This is a genomic window from Inhella proteolytica (assembly GCF_016093275.1).
Lineage (GTDB): Bacteria > Pseudomonadota > Gammaproteobacteria > Burkholderiales > Burkholderiaceae_C > Inhella > Inhella proteolytica.
The window spans coordinates 212680-237566 of sequence record NZ_JAEDAK010000008.1 but is presented as its reverse complement, the minus strand read 5'-3'; the positions used below and the strand labels follow the sequence as shown (position 1 = coordinate 237566).

Sequence of the window (24887 nt, the reverse complement as noted above, 5' to 3'; positions counted from 1 at the left end):
GTGCGGCAGCGCCTGCGCCCGCGGCTGCCGGCCTCGCTGGCGGCACGGCTGGTGTTGCTGACCCTCGGGTTCTGCCTGGCCTTCTCCCTATTGGCGGTGGGCCTGCGCGCCGCGCTCGCCTGGCAGCACAACCAGCAGGTCATGCAGGGCGAACTCGCGCTGATCGTGCAGGTCTACCAGCACACTCTGGCCAAGGCCATCTGGGAAGTGGACAACGAGGGCCTGGAGGTGCACCTGGGCAGCGCGCTGCAGGTGCCGGCGGTGGGGGCGGTGGAGGTGGAGCTGCGCAGCGGCTCCGAGCTCAAGGTGCAGACGCTGAGCCGCCAGCGGCCGGGTTACCAGGCCTCCGACCGCGCGCCAAGCCTGGAGGCGCCCCTGAGCCTGCGTCCCTATGTGGGCGCTTCCAGCCAGAAGGTGGGGCGGCTGCTGCTGCGGGGCGACGAGCGCCTGATCTGGCAGCGCCTGAGCGCCGATCTGCGCGACATCATCGTCACGCAGCTGGTGCAGTCGCTGCTGCTGGCCGGCTTCATCATGCTGATCTTCAACCGCATGGTGACCGAGCATGTGCGCCGCATCGCCCGCCATCTGGCCGAGTTGGGGCCGGAACGCCTGCACCAGCACCTTGACCTGAAACGCGGCACCGAGCGGCAGGACGAACTCGCCCAGCTGGTGGACGGCGTGAACCAGCTGCAGGACAGTCTGGCGCAGTACCTGAAGGCGCAGCAGCAGGTCGAGGCCGAGCTGGCGCACCACCGTGACCACCTGGCCGAGCTGGTGAGCGAGCGCACGCAAGAGCTGTCGGAGGCGAACCAGGCGCTGGAGAACTCCGCCCACACCCTGCGCCAGCTCGGCCAGATCGGGCTGGAGACCACTTCCTTCCTGGACGTGCGCTCGGTGTGCGAGAAGCTGCACCACGGCCTGCGCCAGATGATGGATGCCGACGTCTACGGCGTGGCCCTCTTGCTGCCCGAGGGCGACGCGCTGCAGTACGTGTACTTCATGGAGCAGGGCGTCGAGGCGCCGCCGATGCGCCTGCCGCTGAGCGACACCCGCTGGCTCACGGTGCAGGCCTTCCTGGCGGAGTCGGAATTCCTGCTGGCCGACGCCGCGCAGGCCAGCGGCGCGCCGCAGCTGGAGGGCTTGGTCAAGCGGCCGCTCGGCGCCGCCATCCTGCGGTCGCTGGTGGCCAACGGCAAGCGCATCGGCGTGGTGTGCGTGCAGAGCTATCGCGAGCACGCCTACGGCCAGCGCGAAATCGAGATCCTGCGCTCCACCTCGCCCTATGCCGCCATCGCGCTGGCGAATGCGGCCGCGTATGCGAATGCCGAGTCGGCGCGCGCCGAGGCCGCCGCGGCGCTGGCCGAGCTGCGCCAGGCCCAGGCGCAGATGGTGCAGTCGGAAAAGATGGCCGCGCTGGGCCAGTTGGTGGCCGGCGTGGCGCACGAGATCAACACCCCGATCGGCGCCATCAAGGCCAGCGGCAGCAACATCACCGTGGCGCTGTGGCAGGCCCTGCACCAGCTGCCGGAGGTGCTGCGCGCCCTCAGCGAGAGCGAGCGCCGCCTGTTCGAGGAGCTGATCGAGGGCGCGCAGACCTTCCGGCCGCTGCTCAGCAGCCGCGAGGAACGCACGGTCGTGCGCGAGCTCGCCGTCCAACTGCAGGGCCAGGGCCTGGTGGGCGCGCGACTGATGGCCAGCCAGTTGGTGCAGCTGCAGGTGCAGGAGCGCGTCGAGCACTTCCTGCCCCTACTGCGCCATGTGCAGGTCGACCGTGTGCTCGGCACCGCGCTATGCCTGCACACCATCGCCAGCAATGCCGCCAACATCCACACCGCGGTCGAGAAGGTCAGCAAGATCGTCTTCGCGCTCAAGTCCTACTCGCGCTCCGACCACGTGGAAGAGCCGGTGCTGACCGACCTGCAGTCCACCGTCGAGACCGTGCTGACGCTGTATCAGAGCCAGCTCAAGCACCAGGTCGAACTGGTGCGCCGCTACCAGCCCGTCGCCCCGCTGCGCTGCCTGCCCGACGAGCTCTGTCAGGTCTGGACCAACCTCATCCACAACGCCCTGCAGGCCATGCAATACAAGGGCACGCTCACCATCGCCATCGAGCGCCAGGACGGCGAGGCGGTGGTGGCTTTCACCGACAGCGGCTGCGGCATTCCGCCGGAGATCCAGTCGCGCATCTTTGACGCCTTCTTCACCACCAAGCCGCGGGGCGAGGGCAGCGGCCTGGGTCTGGACATCGTGCGCCGCATCGTCCACAAGCATGGTGGCTGCATCGAGCTGCGCTCGGAAGTGGGCGTCGGTTCGACTTTCGCCGTGCACCTGCCCTACGCCAACGAGAGTTCACTCTAGGGGGTTGGCCCGGGGCCAAGCGCCGGCGGGCGCTACGATGCGCGCCCTCCGGGATTCCCCGGGGTGGTGGAGCGTATGAAGTCGATGGGGTTTTTGGGGCTGAGCGCGCTGCTGCTGAGCCTGTGTGGGGCGGCCATGGCGAATTCGCCGCCGCCGGTGTTTGTGCTGAATTCCATGGATGCCTCGGTCTCGGTGGTCGATCGCAACCCCTGGCGTGAGCGCACGCGCATCCAGACCGGCAAGGAGCCCCACCACCTCTACCTGAGCCCGGACGAGAAGAGCCTGATCGTCGCCAATGCGCGCGCCGATTCGCTGACCTTCATCGACCCCGTCAGCGCCGAGGTGCAGCGCACCGTGCAGGGCATCGCCGATCCCTACCACCTGCGCTTTTCGCCCGACATGAAGTGGTTCGTTACGGCGGCCAACCGGCTCAACCATGTCGATCTGTACCGCTGGCACGGCATGGCCGCCGAGCAGCCGCTGGAACTGGTCAAGCGCATCCCCACCACGCGCACGCCCAGCCATCTGTTCATCGACGACGCCAGCCAGCGCCTCTACGCCAGCATGCAAGACAGCGACGAGCTGCTCTGCGTGGACCTGACCAGCCAGAGCGTGCTGTGGAAGGTGGCGGTCGGCAAGACGCCGGCCGACGTCTACCTCACGCCCGACGAGCGCTATCTGCTGGTGGGCCTGACGGGCGACCGCTTCGTGCAGGTCTGGCAGCTGCGCGGTTCGCAGGCGCCGGTCTATGCCGGGCGCTTCCACACCGGCGCCGGCGCCCACTCGTTCCGCGCGCTCGGCGATGGGCGGCATGTGCTGGTCAGCAACCGCGCGGGCAACACCATCAGCAAGCTGGATCTGAAGGACTGGCGCATCGCCGATCAATACCCCGCCCCGGGCGGCCCCGACGACATGGAATTGCTAAAGGATGGCCGCACCCTGCTCGTCACCTCGCGCTGGGCGCGCAAGCTCACCGTCATCGACATGATCGATCGCAAGGTCGTGGCCCAGGTGCGCGTGGGGCGCTCCCCGCACGGGGTCTGGACGCTCGACCACCTGCCGCGTCGATGAGACCCTGGCTGCTCGCCCTGGCCCTGCCCGCGCTGGCCGTGGCGTGCGAGCGGCCGGTCTACTTCAGCTTCGACACCGGCCACATGGGCGTGGCCGAGCAGGTGGCCGCCACGCTGGACAAGCACCAGGTGCCGGCCACTTTCTTCCTGGCCAGCGAACCCACGCTGGAGGGCGGCCACAGCCTGGACGAACGCTGGGCGCCGTTCTGGCGCCGCCTGGCCGCCAGCGGTCGGCACGATTTCGGCAGCCACACCTGGGCGCATGACATCTGGGTCGCCGACCTGGCCGACGGCGCGATGCGCTTTCGCACCCAGGCGGGCAGCCAGCGGCCGAGCTGGCGCCAGCTGGATGCGGCCGGCTACTGCGCCGAGCTCCGGCGCGTGGACTTCCGCTTCCAGCAGATGACCGGCCGCGCCTTGGATCCGCTGTTCCGCGCGCCGGCCGGCAAGACCTCGCCGCGCCTGCTGGCCGCCGCCCAGGCCTGCGGCTTTCGCCACGTGGGCTGGAGCCCGGCGGGCTTCCTGGGCGACGAGCTGCCGAGCGAACAGGTTTCGAATGCCCAGCTGCTGCAGCGCGCGCTGGCGCGCATCCAACCCGGTGATGTGCTGCTCGCCCACCTGGGCATCTGGGACCGCCGCGAGCCCTGGGCGCCGGCGGTGCTGGAGCCGCTGATCGTCGGCCTCAAGGCCAAGGGCTTTTGTTTTGCGCGCCTGCGCGAGCATCCGGATTACCGTTCGGCATGGACTCCCTGATCGACGCCCCGTTCGAGCTGTTCGACCGCGCCCAGCAGGCCCTCTTCGAGGCCTTGGTGCTGCCCCTGGTGCAGGCCCTGGGCCTGGCCTCGGTGGCGGGCGAGGCCTTCAGCGGCACCGGCTGGCTGCTGGCCGGCCTGCTGCAGCTGGGCTTCATCGCTGTGGTGCTGGGGGCGCTGGAGCGCTGGCGCCCGGTGGAGCGCTGGACGGACCGGCGGCCGGTGCGCGTGGACTTCGTCTACACGCTGATCCAGCGCCTCGGTCTGTTCCGCCTGGGCCTGTTCTTCACGCTGGACCCCCTCGTGGATGCGTTGGCCGTGCAGGGGCGGCTCTGGGGCTGGCAGCCCTGGCATCTGGACGGCCTGTGGCCCGGCGTCAGCGACCAGCCTTGGATCGCCTTCGCCCTCTACCTGGTGGTGTTCGATTTCGCCGGCTACTGGCTGCACCGTGCCCAGCACGCCTGGAACTGGTGGTGGGCCCTGCACGCCCTGCACCACAGCCAGCGCCAGATGGGCCGCTGGACGGACAACCGCAACCATTTCCTGGACGACTTTCTGGGTGCCGCGCTGTTCGCTCTGCTGGGCCTGCTGCTCGGCACCGAGCCGGCCCAGTTCATGGCCATCACGCTGCTGACGCAGACCTTCGAGAGCCTGCAGCACGCCAACGCGCGCCTGCACTTCGGCCCGCTGGAGCGGCTCTGGGTCAGCCCGCGATTTCACCGCCTGCACCATGCCATCGGCCTGGGGCATGAGGCCGCCGGGCCGGGCACGCTGGGCGGGCACAACTTCGGGGTGCTGCTGCCCTGGTGGGATCAGCTCTTTGGTACCGCCCGCTTCGAAGAAGTCTTCCCACCCACCGGCATCCGTGACCAACTGCCCGAGGCGGGTGGGCGCGACTATGGTGGCGGCCTGTGGGCCCAGCAAATGCTGGGCCTGCAGCGTCTGTGGTCTGCCCTGATGAAAAGGTCTGCATGAATGCCCACCCCATGCCCCCCGCTGCCAACCGCGTGCTGGATGCCGGCTGGCGCGCCGCTGCCTACTGCCTGCACCCGCGCGTCATCGGCTGGTCGCTGCTGCCGCTGCTGATTGCCGCGCTGCTCACCTTCGGCCTGGCCTGGTTCTTCTGGGAACCTGCGGTGTCGGCGGTGCGCGCCAGCCTGGAAGACTGGCGTCTCGTGGATGCGGCGCTGCGCTGGCTGGATCGGTTGGGGCTCGAAGAATTCCGCAGTGTGATTGCGCCGGCCATTACCCTGGCTTTGGTATTGCCGCTCGTGATGGCCCTGTCCATCGTGCTGGTGGCAGCAACGATGGCTCCAGCGCTGACCCGCCTAGTGGCCGAACGTCGCTTTCCGAAACTGGAACGACTTCGTGGTGGTAGTTTCATCGGCGGTCTATTTGGATCGTTGGGCGCCACCTTCCTGGCGCTGCTGCTGCTCCTGCTCAGCATGCCGTTTTGGTTGATTCCTCTCGTGGCACTGGTGGTGCCGCCGTTGATCTGGGGCTGGCTGACTTGTCGGGTGTTCGCCTACGACGTGCTGGCCGACCACGCCAGTGCCGAGGAACGCCGCCAGCTGATGCGCGAGCAGCGCTGGCCCTTGCTGGGCATCGGCGTGCTCACCGGTTTCCTGGGCGCGGCCCCGGCGCTGATCTTTGCCTTTGGCGTGGCATCTGTGGTGCTGGCGCCGCTGCTGCTGCCCTTCGCCATCTGGCTCTACATGCTGGTGTTTGCCTTCTCTGCATTGTGGTTCGCTCACTTTGGCCTGGCCGCCCTGCAGGCCCTGCGCCAGGCGCCGCTGGAGGTGCCGGCGCGCGTCATCGACCCCGTGCAGCTGCCGCAGGAGTGAAGCGATGCTGAAGTTCGGACTGATCGTGTTCGGCGACGAGCTGCTCAGCGGCAAGCGCCAGGACGCCCATGCGCCCAAGCTGATCGAGCTGCTGGCGGCGCGCGGCCTTGAGCTCGACTGGGCCCGCTATGTGCGCGACGACCCGGCCCAGCAGGCCGCCGCGCTGCGTGCGGCCTTCGCCAGCGGCGACGCGGTGATCTGCTGCGGCGGCATCGGCGCCACGCCCGACGACCACTCCCGGCAGGCCGCTGCCCGCGCGCTGGGCGTGCCGCTGCAGGCCCATGCCGAGGCGCAGGCCCTGATCCGCCAGCGTGCCGCCGAAATGGCCGCCGAGCGCGGCCAGGCGCTGGAACCCGATGAGCACCCTGACATGCAGCGCCGCCTGCAGATGGGCGTGCTGCCGCAGGGCGCCACGCTCATTCCCAACCCCTACAACCGCATTCCCGGCTTCAGCCTGGGGCGCCTGCATTTCCTGCCCGGCTTCCCGGTGATGGCCCACCCCATGATGGCCTGGGTGCTGGACACGCTCTATGCCGCCCACGTCCAGCCCGTGGGCGTGCGCGAGCGCTCCTGCGTGGTGCAGGGCGCCTACGAGGCCCAGCTCACGCCGCTGATGGAGCGCATCGAGGCCGAGCACGCCCCCGTCAAGGTGTTCAGCCTGCCCAGCGTCGACCACCCGCAATGGGGCCGCTGCATCGAGCTGGGCGTCAAGGCCCTGCCCGACCCCGACCTGGCGCGTGCCTACACGGCGCTTCGCGAGGGATTGATCCAGTTTGGTGCATCGATTTGCACCGAATTGGTGCGATGAGCAGCGAATGCCCTGTTCCGGTGCGTGCCCGCCCATAATGGTTCTCCCGCCCCTCTGGCAGCGTCACCAACTTCGTGCTGGCATGAACGCTGCTTATTACCCCGTATCGCAGCAGCCGGCCTGATCCGGCGCTGACGAGTCCGCACAACCCGCCCCCGATTTGGAGAGTTTGGATGGCCACCAAGACCGTTGCCGATGTGATGAAGATGGTGAAGGAGAACGAGGTCAAGTTCGTTGACTTCCGCTTCACCGATACCCGCGGCAAGGAACAGCACGTCTCCGTGCCCGTTTCGCACTTCGACGAAGACAAGTTCAGCAGCGGCCACGCCTTCGACGGCTCGTCGATCGCCGGCTGGAAGGGCATCGAGGCCAGCGACATGCTGCTGATGCCGGACCCCAACACCGCCAACATCGACCCCTTCTTCGAAGAGCCGACCCTGATCCTGACCTGCGACGTCATCGATCCGGCCGACGGCAAGGCCTACGAGCGCGACCCGCGTTCGCTGGCCAAGCGCGCCGAGGCCTACTTGAAGGCCTCCGGCCTGGGCGACGCCGCCTACTTCGGCCCCGAGCCCGAGTTCTTCATCTTTGACTCGGTGCGCTGGGCCAATGACATGTCGGGCTGCTTCTTCAAGATCGAGTCGGAAGAAGCCGCCTGGAACACCGGTAAGGAATACGAGCACGGCAACAGCGGCTACCGCCCCACCGTCAAGGGCGGCTACTTCCCCGTGCCCCCGGTCGACAGCGGCCAGGACATGCGCTCGGAGATGTGCCTGATCCTCGAACAGCTGGGCATCCCGGTCGAGGTGCACCACCACGAGGTGGCCAACGCCGGCCAGATGGAAATCGGCACCAAGTTCAGCTCGCTGGTGCAGCGCGCCGACTGGACCCAGCTGCAGAAGTACGTCATCCAGAACGTCGCCCATGCCTATGGCAAGACCGCGACCTTTATGCCCAAGCCCATCGTGGGCGACAACGGCAGCGGCATGCACGTGCACCAGTCCGTCTGGAAGGACGGCAAGAACCTGTTCGCCGGTGAAGGCTATGCCGGCCTGAGCGAGTTCGCGCTGTACTACATCGGCGGCATCATCAAGCACGCCCGTGCCCTGAACGCCATCACCAACCCCGGCACCAACAGCTACAAGCGCCTGGTGCCCGGCTTCGAAGCCCCTGTGAAGCTGGCCTACTCGGCCAAGAACCGCTCGGCCTCGATCCGCATCCCTTACGTGGCCAACCCCAAGGGCCGCCGCGTCGAGGCTCGCTTCCCGGATCCTTCCGCCAACCCCTATCTGTGCTTCGCCGCGCTGCTGATGGCTGGCCTGGACGGTGTGGAGAACAAGATCCACCCGGGCGAGGCTGCCACCAAGGATCTGTACCACCTGCCGCCTGAGGAAGACGCGAAGATCCCGACCGTCTGCCACAGCCTGGACCAGGCGCTGGACTACCTGGACAAGGACCGTGCCTTCCTGACCAAGGGCGGCGTGTTCACCGATGCCTTCATCGATGCCTACATCGACCTGAAGATGCAGGAAGTGACCCGCTTCCGCATGGCCACACACCCGGTCGAATACGACATGTACTACGCGCTGTAAGCCCTGGAGGGCTGAGGTGTGAAGGGGAGGGCGGATGTCCTCCCCTTTTTTCTTGACAATCGCGCGCATGAAGCTGCTGCCCACCCTGCTGATGCTCCTTGCCACCGCCCAGGCCGAAGCGGTCGTGTACCGCTGCCCCGGGCCGCCGGTGCTCTACACCGACCAACTCTCGCCGCGCGAGGCGCAGGAAAAGGGCTGTCGATCGATCGAGGGCGCACCGATCACGGTGGTCTCGCCGGTCAAGCCCAAGGCGCCCACGCCAGCCGCTGGCGGCGGTGCGGCCGACAAGCGCGAGCGCGTGGCCGACGACACCCAGAAGGCACGTGACAGCGAGCGCCGCAAGGTGTTGGAGGCCGAGCTGCGCGAAGCCACGGCCAAGCTGGAACAGATGAAGAAGGACTTCAACGACGGCCAGCCCGAGCGCACCGAGCGCAACTTCGCCATCTACCAGCAGAAGGTCACGGACATGCGTGCCGCGATCGCGCGGCAGGAGGTCGACATCGAGGCCTTGAAGCGCGAGCTGGCCAAGCTGCCCTGACCGTCCCCACTTGACCGACTACGCGGCCTTCGACCAACTCGCCACCCTGATCGCGGTGGTGCGGCCTGACGGCCAGGTGCGATTCGCCAACGCCGCCTTCGAAGACCAGCTGCGCCTGTCGCGCCGCGCCGCCCAGCAGCGCACCCTGTTCGAATGGTTTGCCGACGACCGGCGCCTGCGCGAGACGCTGGCCGCCGTGCAGGGCAACCGCTTTGCCACCGCCCGTTTCGAGGCCCAGCTGCGCCGTGCGCCGCACGAGGAGCTGCTCGACGTGCTGGTGCTGGTCTCGCAGACCGACGACCCGCAGCACCTGGTGGTCGAGATGATCGAGGCCACCCAGCAGGCCCGCCACGAGCGCGAGGAGCGCAACCTCGACCAGGTGCGCAGCAGCAAGGACCTGATCCGCAACCTCGCGCACGAGATCAAGAACCCGCTCGGCGGCCTGCGCGGGGCGGCCCAGCTGCTGGCGCTGGAGCTGGGCCAGGACTCCGAGCTGCTGGAGTACACCCAGGTCATCGTGCACGAGGCCGATCGTTTGCAGGTGCTGGTGGATCGGCTGCTCGCCCCGCACCGCCAGGCGCAGGTGGTGGGCGACGTGAACATCCACGAGGTTTGCGAGCGCGTGCGTGCGCTGGTGCTGATCGAGTTCCCGAAGCTCACCATCCGGCGCGACTACGACATCTCCCTGCCTGAGTTCCGCGGCGACCGCGAACAGCTGATCCAGGCCTTGCTGAATGTGGTGCAGAACGCCGCCCAGGCCCTGCAGCCGCAGCTCGTGGCGGGGCAGCCCGCGCAGATCGTGCTGCGCACCCGGGCCGCGCGCCAGGTCACGCTGGGCAAGCAGCGCTGGCGCCTGGCACTCGAATTGCATGTGGAAGACAACGGCCCCGGCGTGCCCAGCGAGATTCGTGATCGGCTGTTCTTCCCCCTGGTCACAGGGCGGGAGGGCGGCACCGGACTGGGCCTGCACTTGGCACAGACCATCGTGCAGGCCCACCAAGGGATCATTGACTGCGACAGCGAACCGGGGCGCACCGATTTCCGCATCCTGCTGCCCCTGCCTTGATGAAACCAATCTGGGTTGTTGACGACGACCACTCGATCCGCTTCGTGCTGGAAAAGGCGCTGGCGCGCGAGGGCCTGCCTGTGCGCAGCTTCTCCAACACACGCGACGTGCGCAGCGCCCTGGCCGACGAGGGGCCACCGGCGCTACTGATCAGTGACATCCGCATGCCCGGCGGCTCGGGCCTGGACCTGCTGACCGAGGTCAAGGCCCAGCACCCGCAGCTGCCGGTCATCGTGATGACGGCGTTCTCCGATCTCGACAGCGCCGTCTCGGCCTTCCAGGGCGGTGCCTTCGACTACCTGGCCAAGCCCTTCGACCTGGGCAAGGCGGTGGAGCTGGTGCAGCGCGCGCTGGAGCAGGGCCGCAGCGAGGCCGCCGCCGCCGAGGCCCAGGCGCAGACGCCCGAGATGCTGGGCCAGGCCCCGGCCATGCAGGAGTTGTTCCGTGCCATCGGGCGACTCAGCCAGAGCCAGGTGACGGTGCTGATCACGGGCGAGAGTGGCGCCGGCAAGGAGCTGGTGGCGCGGGCCCTGCACAAGCACAGCCCGCGTGCCAACGGGCCCTTTGTGGCGATCAACACGGCGGCCATCCCCAAGGATCTGCTGGAGAGCGAGCTGTTCGGCCACGAGCGCGGCGCCTTCACCGGCGCCCAGGCCACGCGCCGCGGGCGCTTCGAGCAGGCCGAGGGCGGCACGCTGTTCCTGGATGAAATCGGCGACATGCCGCTGGAGCTGCAGACCCGCTTGCTGCGCGTGCTCAGCGATGGTCACTACTACCGCGTCGGCGGCCACAGCCCGATCAAGAGCCAGGTGCGCGTCATCGCCGCCACGCACCAGCATCTGGAGCAGCGCGTGCGCGAAGGCGCGTTTCGCGAGGACTTGTTTCACCGGCTCAACGTCATCCGCCTGCGCCTGCCGCCGCTGCGCGAGCGCCGCGAGGACATTCCCTTGCTGGCGCGCTTTTTTCTGGCGCAGAGTGCACAGGAACTGGGCGTGGAGCCCAAGCGCCTGAGTGAGGCGGCGCTGGCGGCGCTCACCGCCTTCGACTTCCCCGGCAATGTGCGCCAGCTGCAGAACCTTTGCCACTGGCTGAGCGTGATGGCGCCCAGCCAGGCGGTGGAGCCACGCGACCTGCCGCCCGAGGTGCTGGAGCGGCGCGAGTCCGAGCTCGCCCCGGATGCGGCGCAGGCCCTCGCACCCGCGCAGGCGGCACCCGTGCTGCCGGTGGCGGCCCTGCCGCCGCCGGTGTCCGACTGGGCCCAGGCCATGGCCGTGCAGGCGCGCGAACTCCTGCGTGCCGGCGCGCCCGAGGTCTGGGACCAGCTCACGCGCCGCTTCGAGGCCACGCTGATCGAGGCGGCACTGGCGCATACGCAGGGCCGGCGCGTGGACGCCGCTCGCCAGCTCGGCATCGGCCGCAACACCATCACGCGCAAGATCCAGGAATTGGGCCTCGACCACCGCGACGAAGACGCCTGAGCTAGGCTGTGGGTTCAACTCGACGGAGGACCCATGGCGAAGAAGAGCAAGGCGGCCAGCGACGGCATCGACATCGGCATCAGCGGCAAGGAGCGCGCGGCCATCGCGGCCGGCCTGAGCCGCCTGCTGGCGGACACTTACACCCTCTACCTCACCACGCACAACTTCCATTGGAACGTCACCGGGCCGCAGTTCAATTCGCTGCACGCGATGTTCATGGCCCAGTACACCGAGCTGTGGAACGCGGTGGACCCGATTGCCGAGCGCATCCGCTCGCTCGGCCATGTGGCGCCGGGCAGCTACGCCCAGTTCGCGGCCCTGTCCAGCTTGCCCGATGCCCCGGCCCAGCCGCCCAAGGCCGACGAAATGGTGCGCCTGCTGATGCAAGGCCACGAGGCCGTGGCGCGCACCGCCCGCGCGGCCTTCCCCACGGCCGACGCCGCCAACGACCAGCCCAGCTGCGATCTGCTGACCCAGCGCCTGGACGTGCACGAGAAAACCGCCTGGATGCTGCGCAGCCTGCTGCAGGGCTGAGCATTTGACCCCGCCGCCTGCCCAAACCCAGCAAACGGTGGGCGTGCGCGCCTTCTGGCGCGCCGCCACCCCGGCCGAGCGGCGCTGGGTGGGCCTGGGCTGGCTGCTGTCGCTGGCCTCCTGCATCGCCAGCGGCCTGGCCACGGTGATCTTGGCCTGGTCCGGGCTGCCGCTGCACTTTGCCGGCCTCACGGTCTATGTGACGGTCTACCCGCCGCTGGTGCTGGCCAGCTGGTGGGCCCTGTGCTTTGGCTGGGTCTGGGCCGCCCCGCTCGTCTACGCGGCCACCTTCACGCTGGCGCTGTACGCCGGCATGCCGCTGGCGTGGGCGCTGCTGTTCGCCTGCAGCAACCCGCTGGGTCTGGCGGTGTACGCCCTGGGCTACCGTGCCATCGACCGGCGACCCGAATTGCACAGCGGCAGCGCCTGGCTGTACTTCGTGATGCTGGCCTTTGCCTCCAGCGTGTTCGGATCGGCCGGCGCCCTGATCTGGAGCTACACCAACCGCATCGACAACACCGGCCTGCTGCCCATCTGGCAGGGCTGGTGGTTGGGCGGGCTGCTGCAGGCGGTGTTGCTGGTGGGGCCGCTGCTGTGGCTGACGCGCCGCCGCATCAGCGCCTGGCTGACCCGGCGTCCGGCCCTGCTGGCCCCGCCGCCGGCCGACCCACGTCGTCTGACCCTGCGCCTGATCCTGGTCATCGTGTGCGCGGTGCTCGGCTATGGTGCCGGCACCCTGGGGCTGGCCGAGGGCTGGGTGCAGCAGCGCCTGGCCGGCGCCGACGCCCGGCAGCTTGAAACCGTGCAGACCCTGCTCTCCACCGCCTGGAGCTTCTACTGGGTGATGGCGCTGTTCGTGCTGTTCGTCGGCTTCTTCGGCTACCGCAGCTTCCGGCACTGGAGCGCGGCCAATGACCGCTTGCTGGCCGAGCTGGAGCAACTGGCGCGCACCGACCGGCTCAGCGGCCTGTTGAACCGGCGCGCCATGGAAGAAGCGCTGGACGAGCAGATGCAGCGCGGCCGCCGCCATGGCGAGCTTGCCAGCCTGCTGATGCTGGACATCGACCACTTCAAGCGCATCAACGACGCGTACGGCCATGCAGTGGGAGACGCCGCCATCGTGGCCCTGGCCGACACCCTGCGCGCCGGCCTGCGCAGCCTGGACCGCGCGGCCCGCTGGGGCGGCGAAGAGTTCCTGGTGCTGCTGCCACAGCAGGACGCCGCCGCGGCCTGTGCCGTGGCCGAACGCCTGCGCGCCGCGCTGGCCACCTTGCCGGGCCCGGAATTGCCGCGCTTCACCGTCAGCGTGGGCGTGGCCAGCCTGCAGGCAGCCGACCGCGGATGGGGCGACTGGCTCAAGCGCGCCGACGGCGCGCTCTACGCCGCCAAGCAGGCCGGACGCGACCGGGTCGTGGCCACCGACTGAGCCCGCTAGGCCTTGCCCAGCCAGACCTCCAAGCCCTGGGCGTTGAGCTCCAGGTCCGTGGCCAGCAGGCGCTCGATCTCGTCCGCGTTCAGCGGGCTGCCGTGCTCGCGCAGGCTGCTGGCATAGAGCGCCAGCAGGCCTTGCTTGATGCGCTCGTGGCGCTCGGCTTGGGCCTGGCGGGCCACGGCGGCCATGCCGTCGATCAGCCCGTTCAACAGGGCGGCCAGGCGCGGCACCTCGCGCACGCGGCCGTAATGCGTCAGGTAGAGGCAGTCGGGCTCGGCCGCCAGCATGCGGGCGATCGAAGCCTTCATCGCCTCGGGCTCGAACTGCACCGGCGTGCTGGTGGGCAGGGCCCAGGGCCGGCCGCCTTCATCGAACTCGCGATAGGACAGGCCAAAGGTGTCGCCCGTGAACCAGCCGCGGCTGCGGGCATCCCAGATGCAGTGGTGGTGCTTGGCATGGCCGGGGGTGTCGATGAAGCGCAGCGGCCGGCCGGCCAGGTCGAGCACCAGCTCGTCGCTGCTCGGGCGGGCACGCTCTGCCGGCACGGGCACCAGTTCGCCATAGCTGCGTGCCATCTCCTCGGGGCCGTAGACGGCGGTGGCGCTGGCCCAGAGCTGGCTCGGGTCCACCATGTGGCGCAGGCCGCGGGGGTGGCAGATCAGCGTGGCGCCGGGCAGTTCGCGCATCAGCAGCCCCACGCCGCCGGCGTGGTCCAGGTGCACATGGGTCGGGATCACGTAGTCCACCGCCGCACGCGCCAGGCCCAGGGCCTCCAGGGTTTCGAGCAGGCGCGGCACCGAGTGGTTGGTGCCGGTGTCGATGAAGGCGGCCCGGCCGGCCTCGACCATGAGGTAGGCGGCGTCGAAGCGCGGGCGCTGGAAGCCGGTGTCGATGGCGTAGATGCCGTGGCCCAGGGCCTCGGTGTGATGGGGAAGAATCGCGTCCTTTGACATGGAGCGGGATTAGGCCATGGCCGTGCGCGAGATTCTGAGAATGGGCGATTCGCGCCTGCTGCGGGTGGCCCAGCCCGTTAGCACCTTCGACACCCCCGAACTGCGCGCCCTGGTGCAGGACCTGCGCGACACCATGCTGGCCGCCGGCGGCGCCGGCCTGGCGGCGCCGCAGATCGGCGTGGACCTGCGCGTGGTGCTGTTCGGCTTCGAGAAGCTGGCGCGCTACCCCGAGGCCGAGCCGGTGCCCGAGACCCTGCTGATCAACCCGGAGATTGAGCTGCTGGGCGCGGAGGAACAAGAAGGCTGGGAAGGCTGCCTCTCGGTGCCGGGACTGCGCGGCGTCGTCGCCCGGCCCAGCTACATCCGCTACCGCGGCCGCACGCTGGAGGGCGGCTGGATCGAGCGCGAGGCGCGCAGCTTCCACGCCCGGGTCGTTCAGCATGAATGCGACCATCTGGACGGCCAGCTCTACCCCATGAAGGTGCGCGACTTCCGCCGCTTTGGCTTCACCGAGGTGCTGTTCCCCGGCTTGTAAAGTCTTGCAAGCCGGTGCACCGAAACGGGGCTGGCCGCGTTGGGCGCACCATCCGTGCACCCCTGGAGAAGGGCACCATGAAGAACAAGCACCTCCCCGCCCCGTTGCGCACCTGGTTCGGCCTGCAGTTGCTGGCCCTGCTGGCCGCGCTGGCCCTGTTCATGCAGCCGGCCTGGGCCGACCCGCCGACGCGCGTGGCGCGCGTGGCCGAAGTGAGCGGCCAGGCCTGGTGGTTCGACACCGAGCAGCGCGAATGGCAGCCCCTGATGCGCAACCAGTCCCTGGCCGAGGGCGATCGCCTGCGCGTGGACGACAACGGTCGTGTGGGCCTGCGCATCGGCGCCAGCGCCTTGTGGCTGGACGAGCGCAGCCAGATGGAACTGATGCGCTTGGACGATGACCGCATCGACATCGCGCTGGACCGCGGCGCCCTGGCGCTGCGCTGGACCAGCGCCGAGCACGCCCGCGAGGCCCTGGTGCGTACCCAGGAGGGGCGCTTCCTGTTCGAACGTCAGGGCGCCTACCGCATTGACCAACTGGCCAAGGCCAGCCGCGCCCAGGCCTTCGAGGGCCGGCTGCGCTTCGAGGGTCGTGCCAATGGCGATGCCCCAGTCTGGTTGGATGCCCCCGAGCAGGCTGAGCTGTGGTGGGACGGCGGCCCGCGCGCCGAGCGCGGCCGCCTGCTGCGCCAGGACGATTTCGCCCAATGGCTGGTCAGCGAACTGGGCTTTGGCCGCGGCGACGACCGCTACGCCCGCCAGGACCGCCCGGCCTACCGCTATGTGTCGCCCGAGCTCACCGGCGCCGACGAACTGGATGCCAACGGCCGCTGGGAAGACAGCGGCGACTACGGCGCCGTGTGGATCCCGCTGCGTGTGGCGGTGGATTGGGCCCCGTACCGTCATGGCCGCTGGACCTGGACGCGCCACTGGGGCTGGACCTGGGTGGACGACCTGCCCTGGGGCTATGCGACTTCCCATTACGGCCGTTGGGTGCACTGGCGTGGCCGCTGGTGCTGGGCACCGGGCCAGCGCGTTGTGCGCCCAGTGTTCGCGCCGGCCCTGGTGGCCTGGGTGGGGGGCGGTTCGGTGTCGGTGGGCGTGCAGATCGGCAGCCGCTGGGCACCGCCGGTGGCCTGGGTGCCGCTGGCCCCGCGCGAGGTCTTCGTGCCCTGGTACCGCCACAGCCCGCAGTACGTGCGCCGCTTCAACCCCGACCCGGTGACCGTGCAGCGCCCCGAGACCTATGTGCACCGCAACCGGCAGGTGCCGGGCGCCGTCAGCTCGCTGGTGGTAACGGCCGACACGCCGGTGCGCGACGCCCGCCCGAGCCCGGTGCGCGATGACCGCGTGCTGCGCGAACTCACGCCGCTGCCGCTAGGCCCGGCGCACCAGGGCCCGCTGCCGGTGCGCGCCGCGCAAACGCAGGACGACTGGCGTGACCGCGGCAACCCGCGCGGCCGCCCGGCGCCGCCGGTGCTGAGCCAGGAGCCGCAAGCGCGCACCGAACCGCGCCCTGATGTCGGCCTGCCCGCCCGCATCGAAACGGTGCGTCCGGTGGCGCCGGAACAGGGCTTCTCGCGCCGAGACCGTGCGGAGCAGGAATCGGCCCCCAGCGGCAATGCGAACGCCTGGCCGCGCCGCGCGCCGGATGCCCCCCGTGTGGAGCCGGCCCCGGTGCTGCGTCAGGAGCCGCCGCAGCGGGCAGAGCCGCGTCAGGATTGGCCGATGCCGCAGCGGGCCGAGCCGCGTCAGGATTGGCCGATGCCGCAGCGGGCCGAGCCGCAGCGCCAGGCCCCGCCCGTGCTTGCGCCCCAACCGATGCAGCCCATGCAGCCGACGCAGCCTGAGAGTGGTTTCTCGCGCCGCGACCGTGCCGAGCGCGAAGCCGAGATGCCCGCGCGGCGTGCCCCGGAACCGCGCTTTGAGCCGCCGCGTGCTGAGCGCCAGGCCATCCCGCCGGTGCGCATGGAGCCGCCGCGCCCGGCCCCGCCGCCGCAGGAGTCGCGCCGCCCCGAGCCGCGCAAGGAGCGCGAGCGCGACAAGGACGACGGCGTGCCGCGCCGCGACAACCGCTGATCAGAGCAGGGGTTTGAGCGCCGCCCAGACGTTGTCGAGCATGACCGGATGGGCGCGCGCCAGCGGGTGGATGCGGTCCGGCTGGAACCAGGCCTCGGCGTCGGGGCGGTCGGCCACCCCGGCCAGCAGGAAGGGCGCGAGGGCGGCGCCTTCCTCCTTGGCCAATTCGGCAAAGAGCTGGAAGAACTCGCGCCCGTAGCGGGCGCCGTAATTGGGCGGCACCTGCATACCCACCAGCAAGGGCTTGGCCTTGGCAGCCTTGACGGCGCGCACCATGGCGCGCAGGTTGTCGCGGGTGTGCGCCAGCGGCATGCCACGCAGTGCATCGTTGCCGCCCAGTTCGATCACCACCAGGCTGGGCCGGTGCTCCTTCAGCAGCGCAGGCAGCCGGCTCAGGCCGCCGGCCGTGGTGTCCCCGCTGATGCTGGCATTAAAGACCTCGTAGCGCCGGCCGGTTTCCGCCAGGCGCTTTTCCAGCAGCGCCACCCATCCGCTGCCACGCGCCAGGCCGTACTCGGCCGACAGGCTGTCCCCCACCACCAGCAGCTTGCGTGCCGGTGCCGCCGCCAGCGGCAGTGGCCTGACGATCAGCGCGGCCAAGGCCGCGCGGCTACAGTGCGCGACCCATTGCCGCCGTCCCGTCATGTCCGATTCCGTCCTGCTTGAAGTCAAGGCCCTGAGCAAGCGCGTGCGCGACGCCCAAGGGGAGCTGACGATTCTGCATGAGCTGTCCTTTTCCCTGCAGGCGCAGACCTCGGTCGCCATCGTCGGCGCCTCGGGATCGGGCAAGAGCACCCTGCTCGGCCTGCTGGCCGGGCTGGATACCCCCAGCTCCGGTTCGGTGCGCATCCAGGGCCAGGAGCTCTTCGCGCTGAACGAGGACGAGCGGGCCGCGCTGCGCGCGCGGGTGATGGGTTTCGTCTTCCAGAGCTTTCAGCTCCTGCCCAACCTGACCGCGCTGGAAAACGTGATGCTGCCGCTGGAACTGCGCGGCGACCGGGATGCGGCCGAGCAAGCGCGGCAGATGCTGCGCCGCGTCGGCCTGGGCGAGCGCCTGAACCACCGGCCGCGTGTGCTTTCGGGCGGTGAGCAGCAGCGTGTGGCCCTGGCGCGTGCCTTCGTCGTCAAGCCGGCCCTGCTGCTGGCTGACGAGCCCACCGGCAGCCTGGATCACGCCACTGGCGCCCAGGTGATGGAGCTGATGTTCGAGCTGAACCGCGCCGAGGGCACGACCCTGGTGCTGGTGACGCACGACCCGGCCGTGGCCGCGCGTTGCCAGCGTCAGCTCAAGATCGAGGCCGGGCGGCTCGTAGCCTGAGGCGGCGGCGCCGCTCGAAGCGGATCACCCACCACCAGCCGACGTAGATCAGCACATAGGCCAGCGCGCCGATCACCAGGCCGGACAGCGGCAGGCCCACCAGCAGGGCCGGGCCCATGTCCAGCGCCCACACCTTGAAGGCCGGCCACCAGGTGGCGGGCGCCGTCCATTGCAGCGCCAGCACGGCCGGCTCGGCTGTCACGCCGCCATTGCCGATCACCAGGCTGCCCAGCCACAGAGCCAGGCCCCAGATGGGGAACATGGTGAAGGGATTGGTCAACCACGTCGCGGCCACGGCGGCCGCGACGTTGCAGCGCAGTGCCAGCGCACACACGGCAGCCAGCGCCATCTGGAGCGGCAGCGGGATGACGCCAACGGCCAGGCCGACGGCCACACCGAGCGCGACGCGGCGCCGATGCGCCACCCACAGCCAGGGGCGCGGCTGCAGGTAATGGCCCAGCCAGCGCAGGCCCTTGGTTTCGGCCAGGCGGTCCGGCGTGGGCAGCCAGCGGCGGGCGATGCGGGAGGCGGGCATAAGAAAAGCCGCCGGCTGGAGAGCGGGCGGCTTCGTTTCCTCGAACGGATTACTGGAACTTGTAGTCCGTCTTGGCGCCGTCGAACAGCTTCTTCTGGAACTCGGCCCAGCGCATCTGCTTCAGGCGCTCGACCACCTGGGGCTTGACGTCGGCGAAGGCCGGGAACTGCGACTCGCGCGTGTCGTCCAGGCGGATGATGTGGTAACCGAACTGGCTCTTCACCGGGTTCTGGGTCATCTCACCCTTCTTCAGCGCCATCATGGCCTGGCTGAACTCGGGCACGTAGGCGCTGGCATTGGCCCAGTCCAGGTCGCCACCGCGGGCAGCCGAACCAGGGTCCTTGCTCTTGGCGGCCAGGTCTTCGAACTTGGCGCCGCCGTTGAGCTGCTTGATCAGATCCACGGCCTCAGCCTCGGTCTCGACCAGGATGTGGCGGGCGCGGTACTCGGGGCCGCCTTGCTGGGCCTTGACCTTGTCGTACTCGGCCTGGGCGTCGGCGTCGCTCACCGGCGCGGTCTTCAGGTAGCTCTGCTGCAGCTCGCGCACCATGATGGCCTGGCGCGCCAGTTCCATCTGGGCCTTGAAGTCGGCGCTGGCCGGGATGCCGCGGCGCTCGGCCTCTTGCATCAGGATTTCACGGCGCACCACTTCGTCCTTCACCTGCTTCTCCATTTCGGGAGAACGCGGCTGGCCGTTCTTGGTGACCTGCTGGATCAGGGTCTCGGCGCGGGCCTTGGGCACCGCCTTGCCATTGACGATGGCGATGTTCTGGGCTTGCGCGGCAAACGAGGCCGACAGCAGCAGGGCGAGCAGGGACAGTTTCATCGGGGCAGTCTCAGAACAGGGCGCACGGAGGCGCCAAACAGAGGTTCAGGGGAGGGTGGCTCAGAACTCACCCGGGGCCAGGGCCTTGATGTTCAGCGCGTGGATGCGCTGCGCGGGCAGGGGGCCGAGGGCATCATAAATGAGCCGGTGCCGGGCAATCCGGCTGAGGTTTGTAAAGCGCGGGCTGACCACGCGCAATTGGTAATGACCACCCTCGCGTGCACCCGCATGCCCGGCGTGGGCGGCACTGTCGTCAATCAGTTCGAACTCGGTGGCCTGCAGGTGCAGGCGCAGGGCTTCGGCCCAGGCGGGGAGGGTCATGGCGCTTTGTCCTGTGCGTCATGTGGCTCCTCGGGCAGATGGCGCGAGAGGTACACCCCCTGCGCCAAGGTGAACACCAGCATCAGGCCGGTGGCGCCGAAGACCTTGAAGTTTGTCCAGGCCGCGGTGCTGAAGTTGTAGGCCACCAGCAGATTGAGCACACCCATGGCGGCAAAGAAGGCGATCCAGGCCTGGCAGAGTCGGGCCCAGACAGGATCGGGCAGTTCCAGATCCTTCAGCATGGCCTTGAGCGGATTGGTGCCGAAGAAGCGTGCGCTGACCCAGAAGCCCAGGCCCATGGCCCAGTAGAGGCCGGTGGGCTTCCATTTGATGAAGGTCTCGCTGTGGAAGTAGACGGTCAGCGCCCCCAGCACGACCACCAGGGCCAGGCTGACCCAGAGGATGGCGTCGACCTTCTGCCGCGTGAGCTTCAGGTAGAGCACCTGCAGCAGCGTGGCCAGCACGACGACGACCGTCGCCAGCAGCACCGGGGCCTCTTCGGCGCCCACCACACCGCCGGCCACCATGAAGCCAAGCTGCGAGGTGGCGAACGCGGCGGCCCATTCACGGTTCGCATCGGCGTATTTGAAGGCCGCGAAGAACAGGGCCAGCGGCAGGAAGTCGAGCAGCAGCTTCATGGACGCAGGGCCGGCAGCGCCGGCCCTGGAGGGTTCATTTGGAGGGCGCGAATGTTAAGGCGGCCGAATTGATGCAGAAGCGCTCGCCGGTCGGCTCCGGTCCGTCGGGGAAGACATGGCCCAGGTGGCTGCCGCACTGGCTGCAGCGCACCTCGATGCGCACCATGCCATGGCTGCGATCCACCACGCGCTCGACGATCTCGGCGTTCACCGGCTCGTAGTAGCTGGGCCAGCCGCAGCCGGCGTCGAACTTGGTGTCGGAACGGAACAGCGTGGCGTCGCAGCCCACGCAGCGGTACTCGCCGTCCTGCCAGTGGTTCCAGTAGGCGCCCGTGAAGGCGCGCTCGGTGGCCGCGTGGCGCGCCACCTCGTAGGCCATGGGGTCGAGCTGAGAGCGCCATTCGGCGTCGGTCTTCTGGATAGGGTAGTCCTTGTCGTCCGTGTTCATGGGGTAGTCCTGAGAGGGGGGAGGGCGCGGGTGAACCCGTAGCGCGGCCCTGGGTCTTCGTGCAGGGCCGCGGCCTAAGATCGGTCGCGATGATGCGCGTCTCCTTACATCTGTCTAGCCTGCTGCGCCACGCCGCGCGCGAGCATGGGCGCACCGAAGTGGTAACCCTGGACGGCCAGGGCCAGCTACACCGCAGCAACTGGGCCCTGCTGGAGCGCCGGGCGCGCCAATGGGGTCAGGCCTGGGAGCGCCTGGACCTGCCGATGCGCGCACCCGTGGCCCTGCTGGGCTGGAACGCCCAGGGCCTGCTGGAGGCCGTGCTGGGCACGGCGGCCAGCGGCCGGCAGGCGCTCACGCTCAACCCGCGCCAGTTTCCCGAGCAGCTGATCTGGGCCATCAACCAGACCCAGGCCCAGGCCCTGGTGTTCGACCAGGCGCTGGCGCCGCTGATCGACGCGATGCAGCTGCAGATGGCCAGCGTCAAGCACTACGTGCAGCTGGGGGGGCCGGACATGCTGCCCGAGCCCGGCACGTTGATGGTCGAGCCCATGGATGCCGAATCCCTGCTGGGTTTTGACGACCCCGACTGGCACTGGCCCGACCAGGTCGAGACCGATACCGCACTGATCTCCTTCACCGCCGCCAGCAGTGGCTGGCCGCGTGGCGTGCCCACCAGCCACCGCGCTGCCGTGCTGCAGGCCATGGCCGCGGCGCTGCCGGATGCCTATGGCATCGGCTACGAAGACGCCGTCATGCCCCTGCTGCCCGTGGCGCACAGCGGCGGCTGGGCGATGTGCCTGTGTGCGGCCATGGTCGGCTCGCGCCTGGTGCTGGTGCCGCCCGGCCTGGCGCCTGCCACGCTGGCCGAGACCATGGCCACGCTGGGCGTCTCGCTGGCGGCCGGCCCGCCGAACGTCTGGCAGGAGGTGATGAACCACATGGACGCCAGCGGCCTGAGGCTGCCGGCGCTGCGCCGTGCCGTGGTGGGCAGCGCAGCCTTCCCGCCCGAACTGCTGACGCGCATGCGCGCCGTGCCCGGCCTGGACGTGATGCACACCTGGGGCATGAGCGAGATCGCCCCGCCGGCCCTGGTGGCGCGCGGCTCCGCCCTGGTGCTCGGGCCGGATGGCCGGCTGCCGCAGGGGCGGGCGCGCTTTGGGGTCGAACTGGCCCTGGTGGACGACGACGGCCGCTCGCTGCCGCGCGATGGTCACACCGAAGGCCTGCTGGTGGCACGCGGCCCCTGGACGCTGGACGCCTACATCGGCGAGGCCGACTCCCCGCTGGTCTCCGTCGACGGGGTCTATGGCTGGTTCCCCACCGGGGACATCGCCCGCATCGACCCCGAAGGCTGGGTCACCATCACTGACCGCCGCAAGGACCTGATCCGCTGCGGCGGCGAATGGATCAGCGCCGCGCAGCTGGAGCGCATCGCGCTCAGCCTGCCCGAGGTGGCCGAGGCGGCAGCAATTGCCCGCAATGACCCGCTGCTGGGCGAGCGCCCGCTGCTGGTGGTGGTGCTGCACCCTGGCGCTAGCCTCGGTACCGATGAGCTGCTGGCCTATTTCCAGGGCCGGGTGGCCGACTGGCAACAACCCGCCGCGGCGCTGGTCTTCCCCGAGCTGCCGCGCCTGGGCAATGGCGAGGTCGACAAGCGCGAACTGCGCGCCCTCGTCGACACCGTGCTCGACTGACACATCCCCCCCCACCCATGAGCCTTGTTGAGTCCCTTCGCGACGGCGAACTGCTGCTGCTGCAATTTGCCAACCCCCCCGTCAACGGCCTGAGCCATGCCTTGCGCAGCGGCCTCTACGCCGCGCTGGAGCAGGCCGATGCCGACGCGAGCGTGGCGGCCGTGGTGCTGTACGGCGGCCCCAAGGCCTTTTCGGGCGGCGCCGACATCCGTGAATTCGGCCAGCCCCAGGCGCTGGCCGAGCCCAATCTGCCCGGCCTGTGCGCGCGCCTGGACGCGATGAGCAAGCCGGTGGTGGCCGCCGTGGATGGCCTGGCCCTGGGCGGCGGGCTGGAGCTGGCGCTGAGCTGTCACCACCGTGTGGTGGTGGGCACGGCCCAGATCGGCCTGCCCGAAGTGAACCTGGGCCTGTTGCCCGGCGCCGGGGGCACGCAGCGTTTCCCGCGTGCCGTGGGCCTGGCTACCGCGCTGCAGATGGTGCCAAGCGGCCAGCCGCGCCGTGCCGCCCAGCTCGCCGCCTTGTCGGGGCAGCTGCTTGTGGATGAATTGGCCGAGAGCGCGACCCTGCTGGACCAGGCCAAGGCCCTGGCGCGCCGCGTGGCGTCGCAGCGGCCCCTGGCCCGCTTGCGTGACCGCTCGGTGGAGGCTGATCCGTCCGAGCTGGCAGCCGCCGAGGCCCAGGCCGCCGCCCTGCCGTATCCGGCCCCGCTGGCTTGCGTGCAGGCGGTACGCGGTGCGCTGGAGCTGCCCTTCGACGAAGGCATCGCCGCCGAGCGCGCGGGCTTCCAGCGCCTGATGGCCAGCCCCGAATCGGCCGCGCTGCGCCACGCCTTCTTCGCCGAGCGTGCGGCGGCCAAGGTGCCGGGCATCGAAGCCGATACGCCGCGGCGTGCCATTCGCCGCGTGGGCGTGCTGGGGGCCGGGACCATGGGCAGCGGCATTGCCACCGCCTGCCTGATGGGCGGTCTGCTGGTCGATCTGGTCGAGCCCGATGCTGCCGCGCTGGCGCGCGGCGTGGCCGCGTTGGACAAGCACCTGCAGGCGCAGGTGAGCAAGGGCCGCTTGAGCGCCGACAAGGCCGCCGCGCTGCGCGCCAATCTGCGCCCGGGTGGCGACGACGCCGTGCTGGCCGATGCCGATCTCCTCATCGAAGCCGTGTTCGAGGACATGGCGCTCAAGCAGTCGGTGTTCCGCCGCCTGGACGCGCTGGCCAAGCCGGGGGCGATCCTCGCCACCAACACCTCGACGTTGGACGTGGACGCGATTGCCGCCGTCACCCAGCGCCCGGCCGATGTGCTGGGCCTGCACTTCTTCAGCCCCGCCGCGGTGATGAAGCTGCTCGAGGTGGTGCGCGGCGCCGCCACCGCGCCCGCCGTGCTGGCCTCGGCCCTGGGCTTTGGCAAGCAGATCGGCAAGACCTGCGTGGTGGCCGGCGTGTGCGATGGCTTCATCGGCAACCGCATGATCGACCGCTACCTGGAGCAGGCGCTCTTCCTGCTGGACGAGGGCTGCAGCCCGCAGCAGGTCGATCAGGCCATTGAGGCCTGGGGCTTCGCGATGGGTCCGTTCCGCATGATCGACCTGGCGGGCAACGACGTGAGCTGGCGCATCCGCCAGCAGCGCGCCAAGGACGGCACGCTGCGCCGTGCCCAGCCGCTGGCGGACCGCCTGTGCGAGCTCGGCCGCTTCGGGCAGAAGAGCGGTGGCGGCTGGTACGACTACGAGGGCCGCGAGGCCAAGCCCAGCAAGGCCGTGGCGGCCCTGATCGCGGCGCATCGCGAACAGCTGGGCCGCGCGCCGCGTGCCGTGGCGGCCGAGGAAATCGTGGACCGCCTGCTGCTGGCCCTGGCCGTCGAAGGCGAGCGCCTGCTGGCCGAAGGCGTGGCCCTGCGCGCCTCCGACATCGACCTCGTCTACCTGGCCGGCTACGGCTTCCCACGCTGGAAGGGCGGCCCGATGTTCGAAGCTCAGCGGCGCGGCCCCGAGGCGCTGGCCGCACGGCGGCGTGAGTTCGCCGCCCTGGCGCACGACGACCCGCAGTTCTGGATGCCCTGACCCTTCCCGTAAGTC

Annotated in this window: 24 protein-coding genes; 17 read left to right on the top strand and 7 right to left on the bottom strand. The window is 69.8% G+C overall.

The window, feature by feature from the left end; all coding sequences use genetic code 11:
- From I7X39_RS13450 to I7X39_RS13395, 12 genes are all read left to right on the top strand, one after another.
- Complete coding sequence (locus I7X39_RS13450) at window positions 1–2358, top strand: ATP-binding protein (RefSeq protein WP_198111666.1); 2358 nt, start codon at window positions 1–3, stop codon at window positions 2356–2358.
- A gap of 84 nt (window positions 2359–2442) precedes the next feature.
- Window positions 2443–3429, top strand: a complete 987-nt coding sequence (locus tag I7X39_RS13445) for a YncE family protein (protein WP_198111690.1) — start codon at window positions 2443–2445, stop codon at window positions 3427–3429.
- Complete coding sequence (locus I7X39_RS13440; protein WP_198111665.1) at window positions 3426–4181, top strand: polysaccharide deacetylase family protein; 756 nt, start codon at window positions 3426–3428, stop codon at window positions 4179–4181. Before I7X39_RS13445 ends, I7X39_RS13440 begins: the two co-directional genes overlap by 4 nt.
- The gene (locus I7X39_RS13435) at window positions 4169–5155 is read left to right on the top strand and encodes a sterol desaturase family protein (protein WP_198111664.1); all 987 of its coding nucleotides are present in this window, start codon (window positions 4169–4171) and stop codon (window positions 5153–5155) included. Before I7X39_RS13440 ends, I7X39_RS13435 begins: the two co-directional genes overlap by 13 nt.
- A gap of 11 nt (window positions 5156–5166) precedes the next feature.
- Window positions 5167–6024: an EI24 domain-containing protein gene (locus I7X39_RS13430; RefSeq protein ID WP_198111663.1), complete on the top strand. Its 858-nt coding sequence runs from the start codon at window positions 5167–5169 to the stop codon at window positions 6022–6024.
- Window positions 6025–6028: 4 nt separating this feature from the next.
- Window positions 6029–6832, top strand: a complete 804-nt coding sequence (locus tag I7X39_RS13425; RefSeq protein WP_198111662.1) for a competence/damage-inducible protein A — start codon at window positions 6029–6031, stop codon at window positions 6830–6832.
- Window positions 6833–7005: 173 nt separating this feature from the next.
- Complete coding sequence (glnA, locus tag I7X39_RS13420) at window positions 7006–8424, top strand: type I glutamate--ammonia ligase (protein ID WP_198111661.1); 1419 nt, start codon at window positions 7006–7008, stop codon at window positions 8422–8424.
- 67 nt (window positions 8425–8491) lie between these two features.
- Window positions 8492–8962 carry a hypothetical protein gene (locus I7X39_RS13415; protein WP_198111660.1) on the top strand — a complete coding sequence of 157 codons (471 nt, stop codon included), beginning with the start codon at window positions 8492–8494 and terminating at the stop codon, window positions 8960–8962.
- A gap of 10 nt (window positions 8963–8972) precedes the next feature.
- Complete coding sequence (gene glnL, locus I7X39_RS13410) at window positions 8973–10028, top strand: nitrogen regulation protein NR(II) (protein ID WP_198111659.1); 1056 nt, start codon at window positions 8973–8975, stop codon at window positions 10026–10028.
- Complete coding sequence (gene ntrC, locus I7X39_RS13405; RefSeq protein WP_198111658.1) at window positions 10028–11506, top strand: nitrogen regulation protein NR(I); 1479 nt, start codon at window positions 10028–10030, stop codon at window positions 11504–11506. The genes glnL and ntrC overlap by 1 nt, the downstream gene beginning before the upstream one ends.
- A gap of 33 nt (window positions 11507–11539) precedes the next feature.
- A complete protein-coding gene (locus I7X39_RS13400) occupies window positions 11540–12040 on the top strand; it encodes a Dps family protein (protein WP_198111657.1) in 501 nt (166 codons plus the stop codon).
- Window positions 12041–12044: 4 nt separating this feature from the next.
- A complete protein-coding gene (locus I7X39_RS13395) occupies window positions 12045–13466 on the top strand; it encodes a GGDEF domain-containing protein (protein ID WP_198111656.1) in 1422 nt (473 codons plus the stop codon).
- A 5-nt stretch (window positions 13467–13471) separates the two neighbouring features.
- Here I7X39_RS13395 and I7X39_RS13390 read toward each other — a convergent pair whose 3' ends face one another.
- Window positions 13472–14425 (bottom strand): MBL fold metallo-hydrolase, encoded by a 954-nt coding sequence (locus I7X39_RS13390; protein WP_198111655.1) that lies wholly within the window; start codon window positions 14423–14425, stop codon window positions 13472–13474.
- A 16-nt stretch (window positions 14426–14441) separates the two neighbouring features.
- Between I7X39_RS13390 and def the strand changes: the two genes are divergently transcribed.
- Both def and I7X39_RS13380 read left to right on the top strand, forming a co-directional pair.
- Window positions 14442–14960 carry a peptide deformylase gene (def, locus tag I7X39_RS13385; protein WP_198111654.1) on the top strand — a complete coding sequence of 173 codons (519 nt, stop codon included), beginning with the start codon at window positions 14442–14444 and terminating at the stop codon, window positions 14958–14960.
- Window positions 14961–15037: 77 nt separating this feature from the next.
- A complete protein-coding gene (locus I7X39_RS13380; RefSeq protein ID WP_198111653.1) occupies window positions 15038–17038 on the top strand; it encodes a DUF6600 domain-containing protein in 2001 nt (666 codons plus the stop codon).
- Here I7X39_RS13380 and I7X39_RS13375 read toward each other — a convergent pair whose 3' ends face one another.
- Window positions 17039–17683 carry an arylesterase gene (locus I7X39_RS13375; protein WP_198111652.1) on the bottom strand — a complete coding sequence of 215 codons (645 nt, stop codon included), beginning with the start codon at window positions 17681–17683 and terminating at the stop codon, window positions 17039–17041.
- On the opposite strand from I7X39_RS13375, the gene I7X39_RS13370 reads away from it, so the two are divergent.
- Entirely contained in the window at window positions 17682–18356 is a 675-nt protein-coding gene (locus tag I7X39_RS13370) for an ABC transporter ATP-binding protein (RefSeq protein WP_198111651.1), read from the top strand. The genes I7X39_RS13375 and I7X39_RS13370 overlap by 2 nt on opposite strands.
- On the opposite strand, the gene I7X39_RS13365 is transcribed toward I7X39_RS13370, so the two are convergent.
- Genes I7X39_RS13365 through msrB form a run of 5 tightly spaced genes read right to left on the bottom strand, consistent with a single transcriptional unit; the run spans window position 18325 to window position 21124 of the window.
- A complete protein-coding gene (locus I7X39_RS13365; protein WP_198111650.1) occupies window positions 18325–18891 on the bottom strand; it encodes a DUF2062 domain-containing protein in 567 nt (188 codons plus the stop codon). The genes I7X39_RS13370 and I7X39_RS13365 overlap by 32 nt on opposite strands.
- Before the next feature lie 49 nt (window positions 18892–18940).
- A complete protein-coding gene (locus I7X39_RS13360; protein ID WP_198111649.1) occupies window positions 18941–19717 on the bottom strand; it encodes a peptidylprolyl isomerase in 777 nt (258 codons plus the stop codon).
- Between the two features lie 60 nt (window positions 19718–19777).
- Window positions 19778–20038, bottom strand: coding sequence for a BolA family protein (locus tag I7X39_RS13355; RefSeq protein ID WP_198111648.1), 261 nt, complete (start codon window positions 20036–20038; stop codon window positions 19778–19780).
- Window positions 20035–20676: a septation protein A gene (locus I7X39_RS13350; RefSeq protein ID WP_198111647.1), complete on the bottom strand. Its 642-nt coding sequence runs from the start codon at window positions 20674–20676 to the stop codon at window positions 20035–20037. The genes I7X39_RS13355 and I7X39_RS13350 overlap by 4 nt, the downstream gene beginning before the upstream one ends.
- Before the next feature lie 34 nt (window positions 20677–20710).
- Window positions 20711–21124, bottom strand: a complete 414-nt coding sequence (msrB, locus tag I7X39_RS13345; protein WP_198111646.1) for a peptide-methionine (R)-S-oxide reductase MsrB — start codon at window positions 21122–21124, stop codon at window positions 20711–20713.
- A gap of 92 nt (window positions 21125–21216) precedes the next feature.
- Here msrB and I7X39_RS13340 point away from each other — a divergent pair, with 92 nt between their 5' ends.
- Together I7X39_RS13340 and I7X39_RS13335 are read left to right on the top strand one after the other, a co-directional pair.
- Window positions 21217–22818, top strand: a complete 1602-nt coding sequence (locus I7X39_RS13340) for an AMP-binding protein (protein WP_198111645.1) — start codon at window positions 21217–21219, stop codon at window positions 22816–22818.
- Window positions 22819–22835: 17 nt separating this feature from the next.
- Window positions 22836–24872, top strand: coding sequence for a 3-hydroxyacyl-CoA dehydrogenase NAD-binding domain-containing protein (locus I7X39_RS13335; RefSeq protein ID WP_198111644.1), 2037 nt, complete (start codon window positions 22836–22838; stop codon window positions 24870–24872).
- The last annotated feature ends 15 nt before the right edge of the window (window positions 24873–24887 follow it).